This is a genomic window from Streptomyces sp. HUAS YS2, assembly GCF_033343995.1.
Taxonomy (GTDB): domain Bacteria; phylum Actinomycetota; class Actinomycetes; order Streptomycetales; family Streptomycetaceae; genus Streptomyces; species Streptomyces solicathayae.
In genome coordinates, this window is the sequence record NZ_CP137573.1 from 2,019,958 (window position 1) to 2,037,452 (window position 17,495).

14 protein-coding genes are annotated in these 17,495 nt (G+C 72.3%); 5 read left to right on the forward strand and 9 right to left on the reverse strand.

Going from position 1 to position 17,495, the window contains the following annotated elements; translation table 11 throughout:
- Window position 1 precedes the first annotated feature (1 nt).
- The 3 genes from R2D22_RS09150 to R2D22_RS09160 are packed head-to-tail and all read right to left on the reverse strand — an operon-like array spanning window position 2 to window position 3,661.
- Window positions 2-1,054 (reverse strand): ABC transporter ATP-binding protein, encoded by a 1,053-nt coding sequence (locus R2D22_RS09150; protein WP_318102549.1) that lies wholly within the window; start codon window positions 1,052-1,054, stop codon window positions 2-4.
- Complete coding sequence (locus R2D22_RS09155) at window positions 1,051-2,640, reverse strand: ABC transporter permease (RefSeq protein WP_318109664.1); 1,590 nt, start codon at window positions 2,638-2,640, stop codon at window positions 1,051-1,053. Before R2D22_RS09155 ends, R2D22_RS09150 begins: the two co-directional genes overlap by 4 nt.
- Before the next feature lies 1 nt (window position 2,641).
- Window positions 2,642-3,661 carry an iron ABC transporter substrate-binding protein gene (locus tag R2D22_RS09160; protein ID WP_318102552.1) on the reverse strand — a complete coding sequence of 340 codons (1,020 nt, stop codon included), beginning with the start codon at window positions 3,659-3,661 and terminating at the stop codon, window positions 2,642-2,644.
- 224 nt (window positions 3,662-3,885) lie between these two features.
- Between R2D22_RS09160 and R2D22_RS09165 the strand changes: the two genes are divergently transcribed.
- From R2D22_RS09165 to R2D22_RS09175, 3 genes are all read left to right on the forward strand, one after another.
- The gene (locus tag R2D22_RS09165) at window positions 3,886-6,507 is read left to right on the forward strand and encodes an AMP-binding protein (protein ID WP_318102554.1); all 2,622 of its coding nucleotides are present in this window, start codon (window positions 3,886-3,888) and stop codon (window positions 6,505-6,507) included.
- Between the two features lie 79 nt (window positions 6,508-6,586).
- Window positions 6,587-7,897 carry a glycosyltransferase 87 family protein gene (locus R2D22_RS09170; protein ID WP_318102555.1) on the forward strand — a complete coding sequence of 437 codons (1,311 nt, stop codon included), beginning with the start codon at window positions 6,587-6,589 and terminating at the stop codon, window positions 7,895-7,897.
- Between the two features lie 13 nt (window positions 7,898-7,910).
- Window positions 7,911-9,071 carry a glycosyltransferase family 4 protein gene (locus R2D22_RS09175; RefSeq protein ID WP_318102557.1) on the forward strand — a complete coding sequence of 387 codons (1,161 nt, stop codon included), beginning with the start codon at window positions 7,911-7,913 and terminating at the stop codon, window positions 9,069-9,071.
- Between the two features lie 45 nt (window positions 9,072-9,116).
- On the opposite strand, the gene R2D22_RS09180 is transcribed toward R2D22_RS09175, so the two are convergent.
- On the reverse strand, window positions 9,117-9,779 hold the full coding sequence (locus R2D22_RS09180; RefSeq protein WP_318102559.1) for a response regulator: 663 nt from the start codon (window positions 9,777-9,779) through the stop codon (window positions 9,117-9,119).
- The gene (locus R2D22_RS09185; RefSeq protein WP_318102560.1) at window positions 9,767-11,116 is read right to left on the reverse strand and encodes a sensor histidine kinase; all 1,350 of its coding nucleotides are present in this window, start codon (window positions 11,114-11,116) and stop codon (window positions 9,767-9,769) included. The genes R2D22_RS09180 and R2D22_RS09185 overlap by 13 nt, the downstream gene beginning before the upstream one ends.
- Before the next feature lie 227 nt (window positions 11,117-11,343).
- Between R2D22_RS09185 and R2D22_RS09190 the strand changes: the two genes are divergently transcribed.
- Both R2D22_RS09190 and R2D22_RS09195 read left to right on the forward strand, forming a co-directional pair.
- The gene (locus R2D22_RS09190; RefSeq protein WP_318102562.1) at window positions 11,344-12,240 is read left to right on the forward strand and encodes an RNA polymerase sigma-70 factor; all 897 of its coding nucleotides are present in this window, start codon (window positions 11,344-11,346) and stop codon (window positions 12,238-12,240) included.
- A gap of 59 nt (window positions 12,241-12,299) precedes the next feature.
- Window positions 12,300-12,704, forward strand: a complete 405-nt coding sequence (locus R2D22_RS09195) for a hypothetical protein (RefSeq protein WP_318102563.1) — start codon at window positions 12,300-12,302, stop codon at window positions 12,702-12,704.
- A gap of 111 nt (window positions 12,705-12,815) precedes the next feature.
- Here the strand turns inward: R2D22_RS09195 and R2D22_RS09200 are convergent, their stop codons facing one another.
- From R2D22_RS09200 to kdpF, 4 genes are read right to left on the reverse strand one after another with little or no spacing between them, the layout of a single operon-like run.
- Window positions 12,816-13,487: a potassium-transporting ATPase subunit C gene (locus tag R2D22_RS09200; protein WP_318102565.1), complete on the reverse strand. Its 672-nt coding sequence runs from the start codon at window positions 13,485-13,487 to the stop codon at window positions 12,816-12,818.
- 2 nt (window positions 13,488-13,489) lie between these two features.
- A complete protein-coding gene (gene kdpB, locus R2D22_RS09205; protein ID WP_411976997.1) occupies window positions 13,490-15,637 on the reverse strand; it encodes a potassium-transporting ATPase subunit KdpB in 2,148 nt (715 codons plus the stop codon).
- Window positions 15,634-17,298: a potassium-transporting ATPase subunit KdpA gene (gene kdpA / locus R2D22_RS09210; protein ID WP_318102567.1), complete on the reverse strand. Its 1,665-nt coding sequence runs from the start codon at window positions 17,296-17,298 to the stop codon at window positions 15,634-15,636. Before kdpA ends, kdpB begins: the two co-directional genes overlap by 4 nt.
- Window positions 17,299-17,306: 8 nt before the next feature.
- A complete protein-coding gene (gene kdpF, locus R2D22_RS09215; protein WP_318102569.1) occupies window positions 17,307-17,396 on the reverse strand; it encodes a K(+)-transporting ATPase subunit F in 90 nt (29 codons plus the stop codon).
- Between the last annotated feature and the right edge of the window lie 99 nt (window positions 17,397-17,495).

Here is a 17,495-nt window from a genome sequence, read left to right on the forward strand (position 1 = left end):
ATCACATCGGCGCGTGCAGCGTCGCCTCTCCGGTGACGCGGATGCCGACGCGGTCGCCGTTCCGGGCCGGGACCGGGGCCGGGGTGCGGACGGTGAGCGGCGTGTCGAGGCCCTCGACGGTGACGGCGAGCAGGGCGTCGTGGCCGAGGAAGCGCACGTCCGTCACCGTGCCCTCGGCGGCGGCCTTGTCCGGGGCGGTGACCTCGAACTGCTCCGGGCGCAGCAGGACCAGGCCCGCGCCGGCGGCGGCCGGGGCGGCGAGCGGGATGCGGCCGAGAGCGGTGGTGGCGGTGCCCCGGTCGGCCTCGCCGGGGAGGAGGACGGCGTCGCCGACGAAGGAGGCCACCCACGGGTCGGCCGGCCGGCGGTACAGCTCCTCCGGCGCGGCGCACTGGGCGACCCGTCCCTCCCGGACGACGGCGACCAGGTCGGCCGTGGAGAGCGCCTCCTGCTGGTCGTGGGTGACCAGCACGGCGGTCGCGCCGGTGGCCCGCAGTACGGCCCGGACGTCGGCCCGCACCGCGTCGCGCAGTCCGGTGTCCAGGGCGCTGAACGGCTCGTCGAGCAGGACGAGATGGGGCTCGGGCGCCAGCGCGCGGGCGAGCGAGACGCGCTGCTGCTGGCCGCCGGACAGCTCGTGCGGCATGCGGTCGCCATAGCCGGCGAGCCCTACCAGGTCCAGCATCTCGGACACCCGCGCCCGCCTGGTGGCGCGGTCGGCGCCGGTGAGGCCGAAAGCGATGTTGCGGGCCACGCCGAGGTGCGGGAAGAGCGCGCCCTCCTGGGGCACTATGCCGATCCGCCGCCGCTCGGGCGGGAGATGGACACCCGGGCCGCCGAGGACCCGTCCCGCGACCTCGACCGTGCCCGCGTCCGCGCGCAGGAATCCGGCGACGACCCGCAGCAGCGTGGTCTTCCCGCAGCCGGACGGGCCGAGGACGGCGGCGAGCGCGCCGCCCGGCACGGTCAGGTCGAGGCCGTCGAGGACCGGCGTGCCGGGGCCGTACGACTTGACCACTCCGGCGACCCGGAGGTCGTTCGTGTCGTCGCTCATGTGCGGTGCCTTCCGAGGAGGTACGAGGGGACGGCGGCCAGCAGGATCAGCGCGGCGGCGTACGGGGCTGCGGCGGCGAACGATCCGCTGCCGGTCTCCGTCCACAGCCGGGTCGCCAGCGTGTCCATGCCGGTGGGGCGCAGGAGCAGCGTGGCGGGGAGTTCCTTCATGCAGACGACGAAGGTGAGGGCCGCGCCGGCCGCGACGCCGGGCGCCGCGAGCGGCACGGTGACTTCGCGCAGCACGCCGAACGGGCTGCGGCCGAGGGAGCGGGCGACGTCGTCGAGGACGGGTGGCGCCTGCAGCACGGCGGCCCGGGTCGCGGCCACCGCGACAGGCAGGAAGAGCACCGCGTACGCGCAGATCAGCAGTGGGGTCTCCTGGTAGACCGGGCGGGCGTAGCGCACCGCGAAGAAGACCAGGGCGAGCGCGACGGTGATGCCGGGCACGGCGTGGCCGGCGTACGCGGCCTGTTCAAGGAGGTGCGCGACCCGGCCGCGGTGGCGGGCGGCGATGACGCCGACCGGCAGCGCGAGCAGCGTGGTGAGGGCGGCGCCTCCGGCGGCGACGCCCAGGGTGGTGAGCGCGGTGGCGGTGAGGCCGGCGGGGTCCCAGGTGGCGGAGGAGCCGATGGCGAGCCAGTAGCCGAGCACGGCGAGCGGGAAGCCGACGGACGCGGCGACGAGGACGCCGCACCACGCGAGGGCGACCGGCCGCCATCGTCCGAGGGCGGCGGGCACGGCCCGCCGGGCGGTGCCGGTGCCGGTGCGCGCGTAGTCGGCGCGGCCCCGGGTGCGGGTCTCGGCGGCGACGAGCGCGACGGTCATGAGGACGAGCACGGCGCTGAGCGCGGCGGCCGGGGTGCGGTCGAAGCTGGCCCGGTAGGAGGTGTAGATGCCGCGGGTGAAAGTGTCGTACCGCATGAGCGAGACGGCGCCGAAGTCGGAAAGCACGTACAGCGCGACGAGCAGTCCGCCGCCCGCGGCGGCGGGCCGCAGTTGGGGCAGGGTGACGCGCAGGAAGGTGCGCAGCGGCCCGTGTCCGAGGGAGCGGGCGACCTCCTCGTGCCCGGGGTCGGTGCCGCGCAGGGCGGCGGCGACCGGCAGGTACACGTACGGGAAGCTCGCCAGGGTGAGCGCGAGGGCAGAGCCGGTGAAGCCGGCCAGGGTGGGCGCGGCGGACAGCCAGGCGAAGGCGGTGACGTAACTGGGCACCGCCAGCGGCAGGGTGACGAGCACGGACCAGGCGCGGGCGCCGGGCAGGGCGGTGCGGACGGTGAGCCAGGCGAGCGAGACGCCGAGCACCAGGCAGGCGGCGACGACGGCCGCGGTCAGGCCGAGGCTGCGCAGCAGCAGTTCGCCGGTGCGGGCGTCGGCGACGACGTCCCAGGCGTAGGCCGGGCCGTGTTCGAGGGCGCGGACGGCGAGGTAGCCGAGCGGCAGGACGGCGAGCAGGGCGGCGGCCGTGGCGGGCACGACGAGGATCCACGCGGGCCGTGCCGCGGCACGCCGCCGCCCGGCGGGTGCGGGGGCACTCGCCGGGCGGGGGGCGTGACGGTCCGGGGCGGGGCGCTCCGGTGAGGTCACGTCAGACAAGTCCGACATCCTGGATCATGGCCAGGGTCTGCTTGAGGGAGTCGAGCCTGCCGAGGTCGATCTTCGGCGGCTGGAGGGTCTCCAGCGGCGGAACGCCCTTCGCCTGCTTCACGCCGGCGGCCAGCGGGTACTCCTTGGTCTCCTCGGCGAAGTAGCTCTGGGACTCGGCGGACAGCAGATAGTCGACGGCCTTCTGCGCGTACCCGGCCTGCTTCTTGTCGGCACCCTTGAGGATGCCGACGCCGGCGACGTTGACCAGGCCGCCCGGGTCACCCTTGGGCAGGTAGTGGATCCTGGCCTTGAGCTTGTCCTCGCCCTTCTCGGCCGCCTGCTCGAACCAGTAGTAGTGGTTGATCAGACCGACGGAGACCTCGCCCTTGTCGACTGCCTCCAGCACCTTGAGGTTGTTGTCGTACGCCTTGGGCTTGTTGGCCTTCAGGCCCTCGAGCCAGGTACGGGCGGCGTCGTCGCCCTCCAGGATGCGCATGCCGGTGACGAACGCCTGGAACGAGGCGTTGGTCGGGTTGAAGCCGATCTTGCCCTTCCACTCGGGCTTCACCAGCTCGTGGACGCTGTCCGGCGGGGTGGGGACCTTGTCCGGGTGGTACGCGATGACGCGGGCACGGCCGCTGACCCCGGTCCAGTCGCCGGCCGAACCGCGGTACTCCGGGGCGACCTTGTCGAGGGTTGCCTTGGGGAGCGGGGCGAGGCGGTGTTCCTTGGAGAGCGCGCCGAGCGCGCCGGCGTCCTGGGACAGGAACAGACCCGCCTCGGTCTTGTCGCCCTCTTCCATGAGCTGGGCGGAGAGTTCCGCGCTGTCGCCGTAGCGGACCTCGACGTTGGCGCCGAGGTGCTTCTCCAGCTTCTCGATCAGCGGCTTCACGAGGTTCTCGTTGCGGCCGGAGTAGATGACGAGGTCGGCCGGTTCGTCGCTGCCGCAGGCGGCGAGCATCGGACCGAGCAGGGCGGCCGCGGCGAGCGCGGTGAGCGTGCGGGCCAGGGGGCGGCGCATGGGGACGGGGGTGCCTTCCTGCCGTGCCGGCCTCCCGGCACCGCGCGGACGGCGGGCGGGTGACGAGCGGCGGATTGTGCCTGAGAAGCCTGTGAACACGGTATTTGTAAGGTAAAGCTAACCTAAGGGTCAACCCAAACCCTGATAACGAACCGGTCGCGAAGCGGTATCCGGAACACACTCCCCCTCTTTTCGATTAGGAAAGCCTTACCTACTATGCGCCCGTGACGCTCCTCCCTTCGCCGCCCGCTCGCGGCAGTGTTCTCCCCCTCGCCCGCACGCTGGCGCTGCACGGCGACCGCACCGCCCTGGTGACCGCCGACGGCGAGATCTCGTACCGTGACCTGGCCGAGCGGGTCGACCGCACGGCCCTGCGGCTGGGCACCGGGCGCCGGCTCGTACTGCTGCCGGGCGCCAACGACGTGGAGGCGCTCGTCGTCCACCTGGCCGCCCTCTCCGCGGGGCATCCCGTGCTCCTCGTCCCCGGCGACCACCCCGAGGCCGCGGCGGCGCTCACCGCCGCCTACGACCCGGACGTCGTGGTCCACCCCGGGCCCGGCCAATGGCGGATCGAGGAGCGCCGGGCCGGCTCCGCCCACACCCTCCACCCCGATCTGGCCCTGCTGCTCAGCACCTCCGGATCCACCGGCTCCCCCAAGCTGGTCCGGCTCTCCTACGAGAACCTCCAGGCGAACGCCGAGTCGATCGCCGAGTACCTCGGCATCCGCGCGTCCGACCGCGCCGCGACGACCCTGCCGATGCACTACTGCTACGGCCTGTCCGTGCTGCACAGTCACCTGCTGCGCGGCGCCGGGCTCGTGCTGGCCGGCCTTTCGGTGTCGGACGCCTGCTTCTGGGACCTGTTCCGTGCCGCCCGCGGCACCGCGCTCGCCGGCGTGCCTTACACCTTCGACCTGCTGGACCGGGTGGGCTTCGCCGACATGGACCTGCCCCATCTGCGGTACGTCACCCAGGCCGGCGGCCGGCTCGCCCCCGAACGCGTGGTGCGCTACGCCGAACTGGGGCAGCGGCAGGGCTGGGACCTTTTCGTCATGTACGGCCAGACCGAGGCGACCGCGCGGATGGCGTACCTGCCGCCGGAGCTGGCCGCGGCGCGTCCCGAGGCGATCGGAGTCCCGGTCCCCGGCGGCTCGTTCGCTCTCGAACCCGTACCGGACGAGGGGACGGCGGCCGGCGTCGGCGAGCTCGTCTACTCCGGCCCGAACGTCATGCTCGGCTACGCCCGCACCCCCGACGACCTCGCGCTCGGCCGCACCGTCGACGTCCTGCGCACCGGCGACCTGGCCCGGCGCACCGACGAGGGCCTGTACGAGATCGTGGGCCGGCGCTCACGGTTCCTGAAGATCCTCGGCCTGCGCATCGACCCGCGGCAGGTGGAGACGATGCTCGAACGGTACGGAGTGCGGGCGCTGTGCGCCGGCGACGACGACCGGATCGTCGTCGCGGCCGTCCGCCGGCCCGGCTGGGACGTACGACGGATCCGGCGCCGGGTCACGGAGGAGTGCGGGTTGCCGGTGCGGGCGGTGGACGTCCGTCTCGTCGACGAACTGCCCCGGCTGGCCAACGGGAAGCCGGACTACCCGGCGGTACGGGGTCTTGCGCGCCCGGCGGCGAAGGCCGGGGCGGGCGGCACCGATTCCGACGGTGCGGATTCCGGTGGCGCGGATTCCGGCGGCGCGGATTCCGGCGGCGCGGATTCCGGCGGCGCGTCGGCCGCGGACCTGTGCGCCCTGTACGCGCGGATCCTGGACCGCACCGACGTCACCCCGGACAACTCGTTCGTGGGCCTGGGCGGCGACTCCCTCTCGTACGTGGAGATGTCGCTCCAGCTCGAGGAACGCCTCGGCCACCTGCCGCCGAACTGGCACCTCACCCCGATACGCGAGCTGAAGCGGCGCCGCGGACCCGGGCGGGCGATGGAGACGAGCGTCGCGCTGCGCGCGGTGGCGATCGTGTGCGTCGTGGGCACCCACATCCGGCTCTTCGAGATCAGGGGCGGCGCCCATCTGCTGCTCGCCGTCGCGGGCTTCAACTTCGCCCGCTTCCTCCTGACGTCGGCCGAGCGGCGCGAGCGCCTCCGCCGCACCGGCCGGGGCATCGCGCGGATCGCGCTGCCCTGCATGGCCTGGACCGGGTTCGCGCTGCTGGTCGACGACGACTACGACCTGACGAACCTGCTGCTCGTGCACAACCTGATCAACCCTCAGGACATGGGTCCGGGCATCCATCTGTGGTTCGTCGAGGCGCTCGTCTACATCCTGCTGACGATGCTGCTCCTGCTGGCCGTGCCCGCCGTCGACCGGGCCGAGCGCCGCTTCCCGTTCGCGCTGCCGGTCGCCCTCGTCGCCCTCGGCCTGCTGACCCGCTACGAGCTGGTGGGGCTGCCCGACCGCAGCCAGATCACCGACGCGGTCACCGTCTTCTGGCTGTTCGCCCTCGGCTGGGCCGCCGCCAGGACGCGCACCGTCCCGCAGCGCCTCCTGGTGACGCTCGCCGCCCTCGCGACGATCCCCGGCTTCTTCCCCGGCGAACTCCGCCGCGAACTCTTCGTCATGGCGGGCTTCGCCCTCCTGACCTGGCTGCCCACACTGCCGAGCACCCGCCGCGCCAACCAGCTGGCCGGCCTCCTGGCAGGCAGCTCGCTCGCCATCTACCTGACCCACTGGCAGATCTACCCGATCTTCGACGACGTCTCGGAGCCTCTCGCGCTCGTCGCGTCGCTGGTCTTCGGCGTCGTGTACGCGAGCGGGGTGACGCGCCTGACGCGGGCGGTCAGGCGCGTCACACGGGCCGAGCCCGTCCCCGCAACCGCCTCCAGGACGTAGTCCACGTGGGGAAAACCCCACCTCCAGGTCTCGACCTGGGTGCGATGTACGCCGCCCTGTTCACGGCTGCAATGAAGGGGTGTCAACTCATCGCAAGGACAAGGCGGCGGACAGCCCGGTGGTGCGGCTCGCGCGCGGGTGGAGCCGGAGAAGGACGTGGGTCGCCGGGTGGCTTCTCGCCGCGCTGTGGGCCGGGTTCTTCCCCCTCTGCTCCGACCATCGAGCGCATCGGATCTGGGGGCTCTTCGCCGCGGTCGGGTACGTCCTGGCGGCTGCCGCGGCCTGCCGGCTCCCGCGGCCGCGCGCGAGGCCGGCGGCCCTCGGGTTCGCCCTCGCCGGGGCCGTCGTACTGCCGATCCTCCATCTGGCGCTGACGGGCCAGGCGCAGAGCGAGGTCCGGGTGATCGAGCGGGCGGGGGCCCTCCTGCTCGAACAGGGCACTCCGTACCTGCCGCACCCGCGCGACTCTCTCGACTACACGCCCTACCTGCCGGGGATGGCCCTCTTCGGCATGCCCCGGGTGCTGCTCGGCGACGGCCCCGGGGCTCTGCGGCTGCTGGGCGACGCCCGGCTGTGGTGCGCGGCGGCCTTCTTCATCTGCCTGTGCGTGGGCCGTACCGTCCTGGCGCGCGCCGCCGGCGGCGACGAGGAGGAGGCGCGCGGCACGGCTCGTACCTACGCCACGTCCCTGTCCGTGCTCGTCGCCTCGCCGCTGATCGCGATGCCGATCTGCGTCAGCGGGGTCGACCTCCCGCTGACCGGTCTGTGCTGTCTGGCCATCGCCCTGACCGGGGTGCGCCGTCCGGTCGCGGCCGGACTCGTGCTCGCCGCGGCGTGCTCGCTCAAGTGGACCGCGCTGCCCGCGATCGTCGTCGCGGTGGTGCTGCTCGCCCGGCTCGGCGGCTCGCGTCCGGCCGTGCGCTGCGCGCTCGCGGCGGTCGGCGGCACCGTCGTCCTGGTCCTGCCCAGCGCCCTCGTCTCGCCCGGGCCGATGGTCCAGCAGGTGCTGGCCTTCCCGACCGGGCGGGGCGACGTCGCGACACCGGCCGTCGGCCCCATGCCGGGCCAACTGCTGGCAAGTTCGGGATCCCTGGGCTGGTACGCGGCCGTCCTCCTGCTGGCGCTCGGGGGCACGGCCATGGCGGTGTGGCTCGTCGTACGGCCCCCGGCGACCGCGGTGGCCGCCGCGGACCGGCTCGGGGCCGGACTGTGCCTGGCCTTCCTGCTGGCGCCCGCCGGCCGGTTCGGCTACTTCGCCCTGCCCCTGTTCCTGATGCTGTGGATCCGTCAGGCCGACCCCGTGCACCGGAGGAAGGCCCGCCGGCCGGCGTCCCTGACGCTCTCGCCGCGCTCCGCGCGCGTGCCCACCGCATCCCTCCTCCGCGACTGAAGGCGGCGACGTCATGAGTACCACCCTCGTCATCACCAACGACTTCCCGCCCCGGCAGGGCGGCATCGAGACCTTCGTGTACCAGGTCACCGCCCGGATGCCGGGAGACGTGGTCGTCTACACCTCCGGCGAAGCCGGCTCCGGGGCGTTCGACGCCGGGCTGCCGTTCCCGGTGGTCCGCGATCCCTCCCGCACTCTGCTGCCGACCCGTCGGGTCACCCGGCGCGCGATCGAGCTGGCCCGCGAGCACGGCTGCGACCGGGTCTGGTTCGGCGCCGCCGCGCCCCTCGCGGCCATGGCGCCGGAGCTGCGGCGCGCCGGCATCCGGCGGATGGTGGCCACCACGCACGGACACGAGATCTGGTGGGCCCGGACGCCCGGCGCCCGTCGGCTGCTGCGTCGCATCGGCGACCACGTGGACGTCGTCACGTACCTCGGCGAGTACACCCGCTCCCGGATCGCCCCCGCGCTGGGCCCCCGGGCCCGCCTGAGCCGGCTCACGCCGGGGGTGGACGCCGCCGAGTTCCGGCCGGACCCCGCCTCGGGGGCCCGTCGGGCCGTGCGCGAGCGGCACGGCATCGCGGACGACCGGAGGGTGATCCTCTGCGCCTCCCGGCTCGTCGCCCGCAAGGGACAGGACACCCTCATACGCGCCCTGCCCCTGGTCCGGCGCGCGGTGCCGGAAGCGGTCCTGCTGGTGGTGGGCCAGGGTCCGGCCGAACGGCGGCTGCGCCGGCTCGCGGTGAGCTGCCCGGCGGACTCGGTCGTCTTCGCGGGCGGCCGGAGCCACGCCGAGATCGCCGAGTACTACGCGGCCTCCGACGTCTTCGCCATGCCGTGCCGCACGCGCAGGGCGGGTCTGGAGGCGGAGGGCCTGGGCATCGTGTTCCTGGAGGCGGCGGCGAGCGGACTGCCCGTGGTCGCCGGCGACTCCGGCGGCGCTCCCGACGCCGTCCTCGACGGCCAGACCGGCCACGTCGTACCGGGCCGTGACGTGGACGCGGTGGCGCGGGCGGTCACGTCGCTGCTGGTGTCCCCGGACAGCGCGGCCATGGGCGAGGCGGGCCGCCGCTGGGTCGAGCGGGAGTGGTCGTGGGAAGCGGCGGTCGGTCAGCTGGCCCGGCTCCTCGCCCCGGCGGAGGAACGCTGCTCGGAGCCGGACGCGCGGCCGTGACCCGCGGGTGGCCCTCACCGTCGGCCCTGAGGCGCCGTCAGGCCCTCAGGCGAGGCCGTCCCGCAGGTGGGCGAGGACGGCGAGGACCCGCCGGTTGCCCTCGGCCGGGTCGAGGTCCAGCTTCATGAAGATGTTGCCGGCGTGCTTGACCACGGACGACTCGGTGACGCAGAGCCGCCGCGCGATGGTCTGGTTGTTCAGCCCCTCGGCCATCAGACCCAGCACCTCCCGCTCCCGCGCGGTGAGTCGGCGCAGCGTCTGCGCCTCGGCCTGCTGGACGAGGAGCATCCGCACCACCTCCGGGTCGATGACGGTCTCCCCCGCCGCGACCCTGGACAGCGCGTCGAGGAACTCCGAGACCTCCCCGACCCGGTCCTTCAGCAGATAGCCGAGCCCGCCGCTGTCCTCCCGGCTGCCGCTGAGGAGCTGGGTGGCGTACACGGTGGCCACGTACTGGGACAGCACGACGACGGGCAGCCCCGGCTGCCGCTCGCGCAGCGCCAGGACGGCCCTGAGGCCCTCGTCCTTGAAGTCCGGCGGCATCCGGACGTCGGTGACGACGACGTCGGGGCCGCCCTCGTCGACGGCGCGGACCAGCGCGTCGGCGTCGCCGACGGCGGCGATCACCTCGTGTCCGCCGCTGGTGAGCAGTTCCGCCAACCCGGCACGGAGCAGGACGGCGTCCTCGGCCAGGACTACCCGGAGCACGGCACCTCCACACGGAGTTCGGTCGGTCCCCCGGGGGGACTGGAGACGGTGAGCCGACCACGCAGGATCGCCATCCGGTCGGCGAGCCCCTGGAGCCCGCCGCCGGCGGCCGGGGCGGCCCCGCCGCGCCCGTCGTCGGTGATCGTCAGGTCGAGGCGCTCGCCGGCGAACCTGCCGACGACGGCGATGCGGGACGCGCCGCTGTGCTTGGAGGCGTTGGTCAGGGCCTCGGTGACGGTGAAGTACGCCATCGACTCGACCGGTCCGGGCAGCCGGCGCGGCAGATCGATGTCCACGGTGACGGGGATGGGGTTGCGCAGCGCGACCTCCGCGACGGCCGCCGCAAGGCCGTGGTCGGTCAGCACCTGCGGGTGGATGTCCCGGACCAGGCGGCGGAGTTGCTCCAGCGCGAGTCGGGCCTCGCCGCGGGCCCGGACGATCAGCTCCTTGGCGCGCGAGTCGTCGTCCTCGAGCCGCATCTCGGCGAGACCCAGCGTCATGGAGAGTGCGACCAGCTGCTGTTGGGCCCCGTCGTGCAGGTCGCGCTCGATGCGTCGCCGCTCGGCCTCGAACGCGTCGATCAGCCGGGCCCGGGAACGGGTGAGTTCGATGACGCGGTTGCTGAGGTCCTCGTCGCGCGGCGACAGCAGGGACCGGGCGATCCTGGTCTGTATCCCGGCCAGCCGGCCGCCCGCGAGCGCGCACAGCAGCACGCCGACGAGCCCGGCGGGGGTCGCCGGCAGCGCGGCGGCCGGGCTCGCCGCGGCGACTCCGGGCAGCAGCATCACCGTGTCCGGAGCGACGGCCCACACCACCAGGGGCGCGGCCGTGAATCCCAGGGAGAGGGCCAGCAGGAGGGCCAGGCCGGAGCCTGTGAGCGTGAACAGCACGCCCAGTACGGCCGTGTGGCCGAGCTCCCGCCAGGTGGCCCGCTCCTTCAACCGCGCTCGGAACCAGCCCCGGACACCGACGCCGGACAGCCGGCGGTGCGGGTCGGCGAGCGGTACGGGGTCGACGAGGCGCAGCCGGCGGCGCTCCACGGCGGCGACCGGGACGCCGAGCACCGAGGTGCCGGCCAGGACCGCGATGCCGATCCCGAAAACGGAGAGCGCCACACCGGCGAGCGTGAGTATGAAGAGCAGAACCAGGACGGCGTAGCCGAACACGGCCCCGCTGAACACGTACGCCCAGCATCTCAGCGGCCAGGCCGACAGCAGGAACTGCGCGTACGGACCCTCCAGCGCCTCCCGCACGCTCTCCGGCCCGCCGGCCCGCCCGCTCTCCGGCCCGCCGTTCCGCCCGCTCCGCCCACTCCGGCCGTTCCGGCCGTCCGGCATGTACGTCTCCCCCTCAGCTCCCCGGCGGCCGGGCTCCGTGGTCACCTGGCCCCTGCCGCCGAGTTCCAACCTATCCCGCGCGCGGCGGCCTTGATCACGACCGCACGGCACGCGGCGCGGCAACGACGGCCTCCACCCGACAGTGCATGTGACCTGCACCACACCGTGTCACGGGGAGCGGGTGGGCGGTGTCTTGAGGCCGAACCACCGAAGACGGAGGAGACCTCATGAGCGAGCACGGCGCAGATCCGGCGACGGCGGCCTTCGTGGCCCAGCGCAACCTGCTCTTCACCGTCGCGTACGAGATGCTCGGCTCGGCGGCGGACGCCGAGGACGTCCTCCAGGAGACCTGGCTGCGCTGGGTCAAGGTGGACCAGGAGCAGGTACGCGACGAACGCGCCTACCTGGTCCGGATCACCACCCGCCAGGCGCTCAACCGGCTGCGCACCATGAAGCGCCGCAAGGAGGCGTACGTCGGCCCCTGGCTGCCCGAACCCCTGCTCACCGCGCCGGACGTGGCGGACGACGTCGAACTCGCGGAGAGCATGTCGATGGCGATGATGCTCGTCCTGGAGACGTTGACGCCGACGGAACGCGCCGTCTTCGTCCTGCGCGAGGCCTTCGACATCGGTTACGACGACATCGCCGAGGCCGTCGGCAAGAGCCCCGACGCCGTCCGCCAGATCGCCCACCGCGCCCGCAAGCACGTGGACGCCCGCCGCCCCCGCAACACCGTCTCGCCCGGCACCGCCCGGACGGCCGTGGAATCGTTCCGGCGCGCGATCGAGAGCCGGGACCCGCAGGCACTCCTCGACGTGCTCGCGCCCGACGTCGTCCTGGTGAGCGACGGCGGCGGCGTGAAGCGGGCAGCGGTACGGCCGATCGTCGGCGCCGACAAGCTGGTCCGCTTCTACCTCGGCGGCGCAGCGAAGCACGGCGTCACGATCAGCTGCGACCCCACCGTGGTCAACGGCCAGCCGGCGCTCGCCCTGCGCGTGAACGGCGAGTTCGACGGCGTCATCGCGTTCCGCGTCGAGGACGCCGCCATCACCGGCCTCTACATCGTCCGCAACCCCGAGAAGCTGACCCGCGTCGGCACCGAGACCCCGCTCACCCTGCGATGACCTCGCCGGACCACAGACCGTCCCACGCCCTGCCGCACAACGGAGAAGAGGACCACATCATGGCCAGACCGACCACGGCCACGCAGCGCAGCCACACGTTCCTCAAGGTCTCGGTCGCCCTGCAGACCCTGACCCTGTTCTTCCAGGCGTCCACCGCCGGGCTGTTGCTGACCTCGTCCACCGGATACCTGATCCACGACATCGGCTCGCGCGTGATGTACGCCGCGGCAATGCTGTACCTCCTCGCCGCGATCCTCGCCTGGCGGCCGGGCGGCGGTTCGCCCCGGCCCATCCTGTACGCGACCGGGTTCCTCGTCCTCGCCACGGTGCAGGTCGTCGTGGGCATCGCGCACGTGTCGTCGGTCCATGTCCCCCTGGGTGTGCTGATGTTCGCCCTCAGCACGCTCGCCCTGGCGCGGATGCTGTCCACCCGCCCGTGGGGCCACGCCGCGGTCCGGCCCTAGCGACGCGTCGCAGCCGCCGGCCGGGCGCGTCGAGCGTGGTGCCGGACGCGCGCGGAGTCGGCGGCCGGTGGATTCCCGACCGCCGGCTCCTGTTCGTCGGGCGTAGAGCCATCAGCCCTTGGCCACCAGGTCCTTGAGCGCGATGTTGAGTACGAGGACGTTGACGCGGGGCTCGCCGATGAAGCCGAGGATCCGGTCGTCGGTGTGGTCGGCGACGAGCTTGTCGACCTGGGCCACGGTCAGGTGGTTCTTCTCGGCGACGCGGTGGACCTGGAGCTTCGCGTACTCCGGGGATATGTGCGGGTCGAGCCCGGAGCCGGAGGACGTGACGGCGTCGGCCGGGACGTCGGACGGCTTCACCTTGTGACCGGCGGTGGAGTTGTCCTTCACCACGGCCGCCTTGGCCTCGGTCACCCACTGGATCAGGTCCGCGTTGTCACCGGAACGGTTGGTCGCGCCGGAGAGGATCAGCTCGTACCGGGTGTTGACGCTGTTGCTGCCCAGGCCGTTGGACGGCCGCGGCTGGAACCACTTCAGGTCCGGGCTCGCGGTCTCCTCGCCCTCCTTCGTCGGAAGGTCGTAGGTCTGGCCGATGAGTTCGGAGCCGACGACCTTCCCGCTCGCGTCCTTGATCTCGGAGCCGTTGGCCTTGTCGTTGAACGCGATCTGGGCGATGCCGGTGACGGCCAGCGGGTAGAGGACGCCGGTGATCACGGTCAGGACGAGAAGGGCGCGGAGACCGGCCCAGAGCAGTCGCCCTGCGTTTCCTGCGGAGTTGTTCATGATCAGCCGATCCCGGGGACGAGGGAGAGAAGCATGTCGATGATCTTGATGCCGATGAACGGGGCGATCAGGCCGCCGAGTCCGTAGAGCCCGAGGTTGCGGCGGAGCATCCGGTCGGCGCTGGTCGGCCGGTACCGCACGCCCTTCAGCGCGAGCGGCACGAGCGCGATGATGATCAGCGCGTTGAAGACGACGGCGGACAGGATGGCGGACTCCGGCGAGGCCAGGCCCATGATGTTCAGCTTGTCCAGCGAGGGGTAGGCCACCGCGAACATCGCCGGGATGATGGCGAAGTACTTCGCCACATCATTGGCGATGGAGAAGGTGGTCAGCGCGCCCCGGGTGATGAGGAGCTGCTTGCCGATCTCGACGATCTCGATCAGCTTCGTCGGGTTCGAGTCGAGGTCGACCATGTTGCCGGCCTCCTTCGCGGCCGACGTGCCCGTGTTCATCGCCACGCCGACGTCCGCCTGCGCGAGCGCCGGGGCGTCGTTCGTGCCGTCGCCGGTCATCGCGACCAGCTTGCCGCCCGCCTGCTCCCGCTTGATCAGCGCCATCTTGTCCTCGGGAGTCGCCTCCGCGAGGAAGTCGTCGACGCCCGCCTCCTCGGCGATCGCCTTGGCGGTCAGCGGGTTGTCACCCGTGATCATGACGGTCCTGATGCCCATCCGCCGCAGCTCGTCGAACCGCTCCCGCATGCCGTCCTTGACGACGTCCTTCAGGTGGACGACGCCGAGGACCCGGGCACCCTCGTCGTCCTTCACGGCGACCAGGAGCGGCGTGCCGCCGGCCCCGGAGATCCGGTCGGTGAGGGCCTGGGCGTCGCCGGGGACGGCGCCGCCCTGCTCCTCGACCCAGGCCACGACCGATCCGGTGGCGCCCTTGCGGATCTGCCGACCGTCGACGTCCACACCCGACATGCGGGTCTGGGCGGTGAACTCGACCCACCTGGCGTGGGCGAGTTCGCCCTGGTGACGCTCGCGCAGCCCGTACTTCTCCTGCGCCAGGACGACGACCGAGCGGCCTTCCGGCGTCTCGTCCGCCAGGGAGGAGAGCTGGGCGGCGTCGGCGAGTTCGGCCTCGGTGGTGCCCTTGACCGGCGCGAACTCGGCGGCCTGGCGGTTGCCGAGGGTGATGGTGCCGGTCTTGTCGAGCAGCAGCGTCGACACGTCGCCGGCGGCCTCGACCGCCCGGCCGGACATGGCGAGCACGTTGCGCTGGACGAGCCGGTCCATGCCGGCGATGCCGATCGCGGAGAGCAGCGCGCCGATCGTCGTCGGGATCAGACAGACCAGCAGCGCCGTCAGGACGACGAGCGAGGTCTGGTCGTCGGCCCCGGCGTAGATCGCGAAGGGCTTCAGGGTGACGACGGCGAGCAGGAAGACGATCGTGAGGGACGCCAGCAGGATGTTGAGGGCTATCTCGTTGGGCGTCTTCTGCCGGGCGGCGCCCTCGACCAGGTTGATCATGCGGTCGATGAAGGTCTCGCCGGGCTTCGCCGTGATCTTGATGACGATCCGGTCGGACAGCACCTTCGTACCGCCGGTCACCGCGCACCGGTCGCCGCCGGACTCGCGGATGACGGGCGCCGACTCGCCGGTGATCGCCGACTCGTCGACACTCGCGACCCCCTCGACGACGTCGCCGTCGCCGGGGATGATGTCGCCGGCCTCGCAGACCACCAGGTCGCCGATCCTCAGCTCGGTGCCGGGCACCTGCTCCTCTCCGGTCTTGGTGATCCGGCGGGCGACGGTGTCGGTCTTGGCCTTGCGCAGGGTGTCGGCCTGGGCCTTGCCCCGGCCCTCGGCCACGGCCTCGGCCAGGTTGGCGAAGATCGTGGTCAGCCAGAGCCAGGCGGTGATCGCCCACCCGAACCAGTTGCCCGCGTCCTTGACCGCCAGCACGGTGGTGACCACCGAACCGACCAGCACCACGAACATGACCGGCGACTTGATCATCACGCGCGGGTCGAGCTTCCTGACCGCGTCCGGGAAGGACTTGATCAGCTGCTCCGGGTCGAACAGGCCCCCGCCGACCCGGCCGGCCGGCTCGTGCCCGGCGGACGGTCCGCCGTGCGGCGCCTTCGTCTCGGTGACGGCGGTCTCTGCGGTGGACATGGTGTCCTCTTGCTTCTTCACGTCGATGGTCATGCCGCGAGCCCTTCGGCGAGCGGGCCCAGCGCGAGGGCCGGGAAATAGGTGAGACCGGTGATGATCATGATCGTGCCGACCAGAAGACCGGTGAACAGCGGCTTCTCGGTCCGCAGCGTGCCCGCGGTCTCGGGGACGGGCTGCTGCTCGGCCAGCGAACCCGCCAGCGCCAGGACGAACACCATCGGCAGGAACCGGCCCAGCAGCATCGCGATGCCGATGGTCGAGTTGAACCACTGCGTGTCGGCGTTCAGCCCCGCGAAGGCGGAGCCGTTGTTGTTGGCGCCGGAGGTGTAGGCGTAGAGGATCTCGGAGAAGCCGTGCGCGCCGGAGTTCGTCATCGAGTTCGCCGGGGTGTCCAGCGCCATCGCGGCAGCGGTGAAGCAGAGCACCAGGGCCGGGGTGACGAGGATGTAGCAGGCCGCGTACTTGATCTCGCGGGTGCCGATCTTCTTGCCCAGGTACTCCGGGGTGCGGCCGACCATGAGACCGGCGATGAACACCGCGATGATCGCCATGATCAGCATGCCGTAGAGGCCGGACCCGACACCGCCGGGCGCGATCTCGCCGAGCTGCATGCCCAGCATCGTGATCCCGCCGCCGAAGCCGGTGAACGAGGAGTGGAAGGAGTTCACCGCACCGGTGGACGTGAGCGTGGTGGCCACCGCGAAGATCGACGAGCCGCCGACCCCGAACCGGGTCTCCTTGCCCTCCATCGCACCGCCCGCGAGCTCGAACGCCGGCCCGTGGTGGGCGAACTCGGTCCACATCATCAGCGCGGTGAAGCCGAGCCAGATGGTGGCCATCGTCGCCAGGATCGCGTAGCCCTGCTTCAGCGAGCCGACCATCCGGCCGAACGTCCGCGTCAGCGCGAACGGGATGACCAGGATCAGCCAGATCTCGAACAGGTTGGAGATCCCGTTGGGGTTCTCGAAGGGGTGGGCGGAGTTGGCGTTGAAGTACCCGCCGCCGTTGGTGCCCAGCTCCTTGATGACCTCCTGCGAGGCCACCGCGCCACCGTTCCACTGCTGCGTGCCGCCCGAGAACTGCCCCACCTCGTGGATCCCGGAGAAGTTCTGGATCGCGCCGCACGCGACCAGGACCAGCGCGCCCACGACGGAGATCGGGAGCAGGATGCGGACGGTGCCGCGGACCAGGTCGGCCCAGAAGTTGCCCAGCTCACCGGTACGGGACCGGGCGAAGCCCCGGACGAGGGCGACCGCCACGGCGATCCCCACCGCCGCCGAGACGAAGTTCTGCACCGCCAGGCCGCCGGTCTGCACGACGTGGCCCATGGCCTGCTCGCCGTAGTACGACTGCCAGTTCGTGTTGGCCACGAACGAGGCGGCCGTGTTGAACGCCTGGTCCGGATCGATCGACGCGAAGCCGAGCGAACCGGGCAGCGAGCCCTGCACCCGCTGGAGCAGGTAGAGGAAGAGGACGCTCACCGCGGAGAACGCGAGCACTCCGCGCAGGTACGCCGGCCAGCGCATCTCGACGTTCGGGTTCGCACCGATCGCCTTGTAGATCCACTTCTCGGGCCTGTAGTGCTTCTCCGAGGAGTAGACACGCGCCATGTAGTCGCCCAGCGGCCGGTGGGCCAGACCCAGTGCGACGAGCAGCGCCAGAAGCTGGAGGGTTCCAGCCAGAACGGGACTCATATCCGGGCTCAGAACCTCTCCGGCTTGACGAGGGCGAGGACGAGATAACCCACCAGCGCGACGGCCACGAGGAGACCGACGATGTTCTCGGCAGTCACAGCTTGGCCACCCCCTTGGCGATGAAGGCCACCAGCGCGAAGATCGCGATCGTGGTGACGACGAAGGCCACGTCGGCCATCGTGAGCTCCTGGATGTGA

Bases quoted from the DNA above. Each gene is read 5' to 3' on its own strand.
- R2D22_RS09150 (WP_318102549.1), bottom strand. From the start codon at position 1,054: ATGAGCGACGACACGAACGACCTCCGGGTCGCCGGAGTGGTCAAGTCG.
- R2D22_RS09160 (WP_318102552.1), bottom strand. From the start codon at position 3,661: ATGCGCCGCCCCCTGGCCCGCACGCTCACCGCGCTCGCCGCGGCCGCC.
- R2D22_RS09175 (WP_318102557.1), top strand. From the start codon at position 7,911: ATGAGTACCACCCTCGTCATCACCAACGACTTCCCGCCCCGGCAGGGC.
- R2D22_RS09185 (WP_318102560.1), bottom strand. From the start codon at position 11,116: ATGCCGGACGGCCGGAACGGCCGGAGTGGGCGGAGCGGGCGGAACGGC.
- R2D22_RS09190 (WP_318102562.1), top strand. From the start codon at position 11,344: ATGAGCGAGCACGGCGCAGATCCGGCGACGGCGGCCTTCGTGGCCCAG.
- R2D22_RS09195 (WP_318102563.1), top strand. From the start codon at position 12,300: ATGGCCAGACCGACCACGGCCACGCAGCGCAGCCACACGTTCCTCAAG.
- R2D22_RS09200 (WP_318102565.1), bottom strand. From the start codon at position 13,487: ATGAACAACTCCGCAGGAAACGCAGGGCGACTGCTCTGGGCCGGTCTC.
- kdpB (WP_411976997.1), bottom strand. From the start codon at position 15,637: ATGACCATCGACGTGAAGAAGCAAGAGGACACCATGTCCACCGCAGAG.
- kdpA (WP_318102567.1), bottom strand. From the start codon at position 17,298: ATGAGTCCCGTTCTGGCTGGAACCCTCCAGCTTCTGGCGCTGCTCGTC.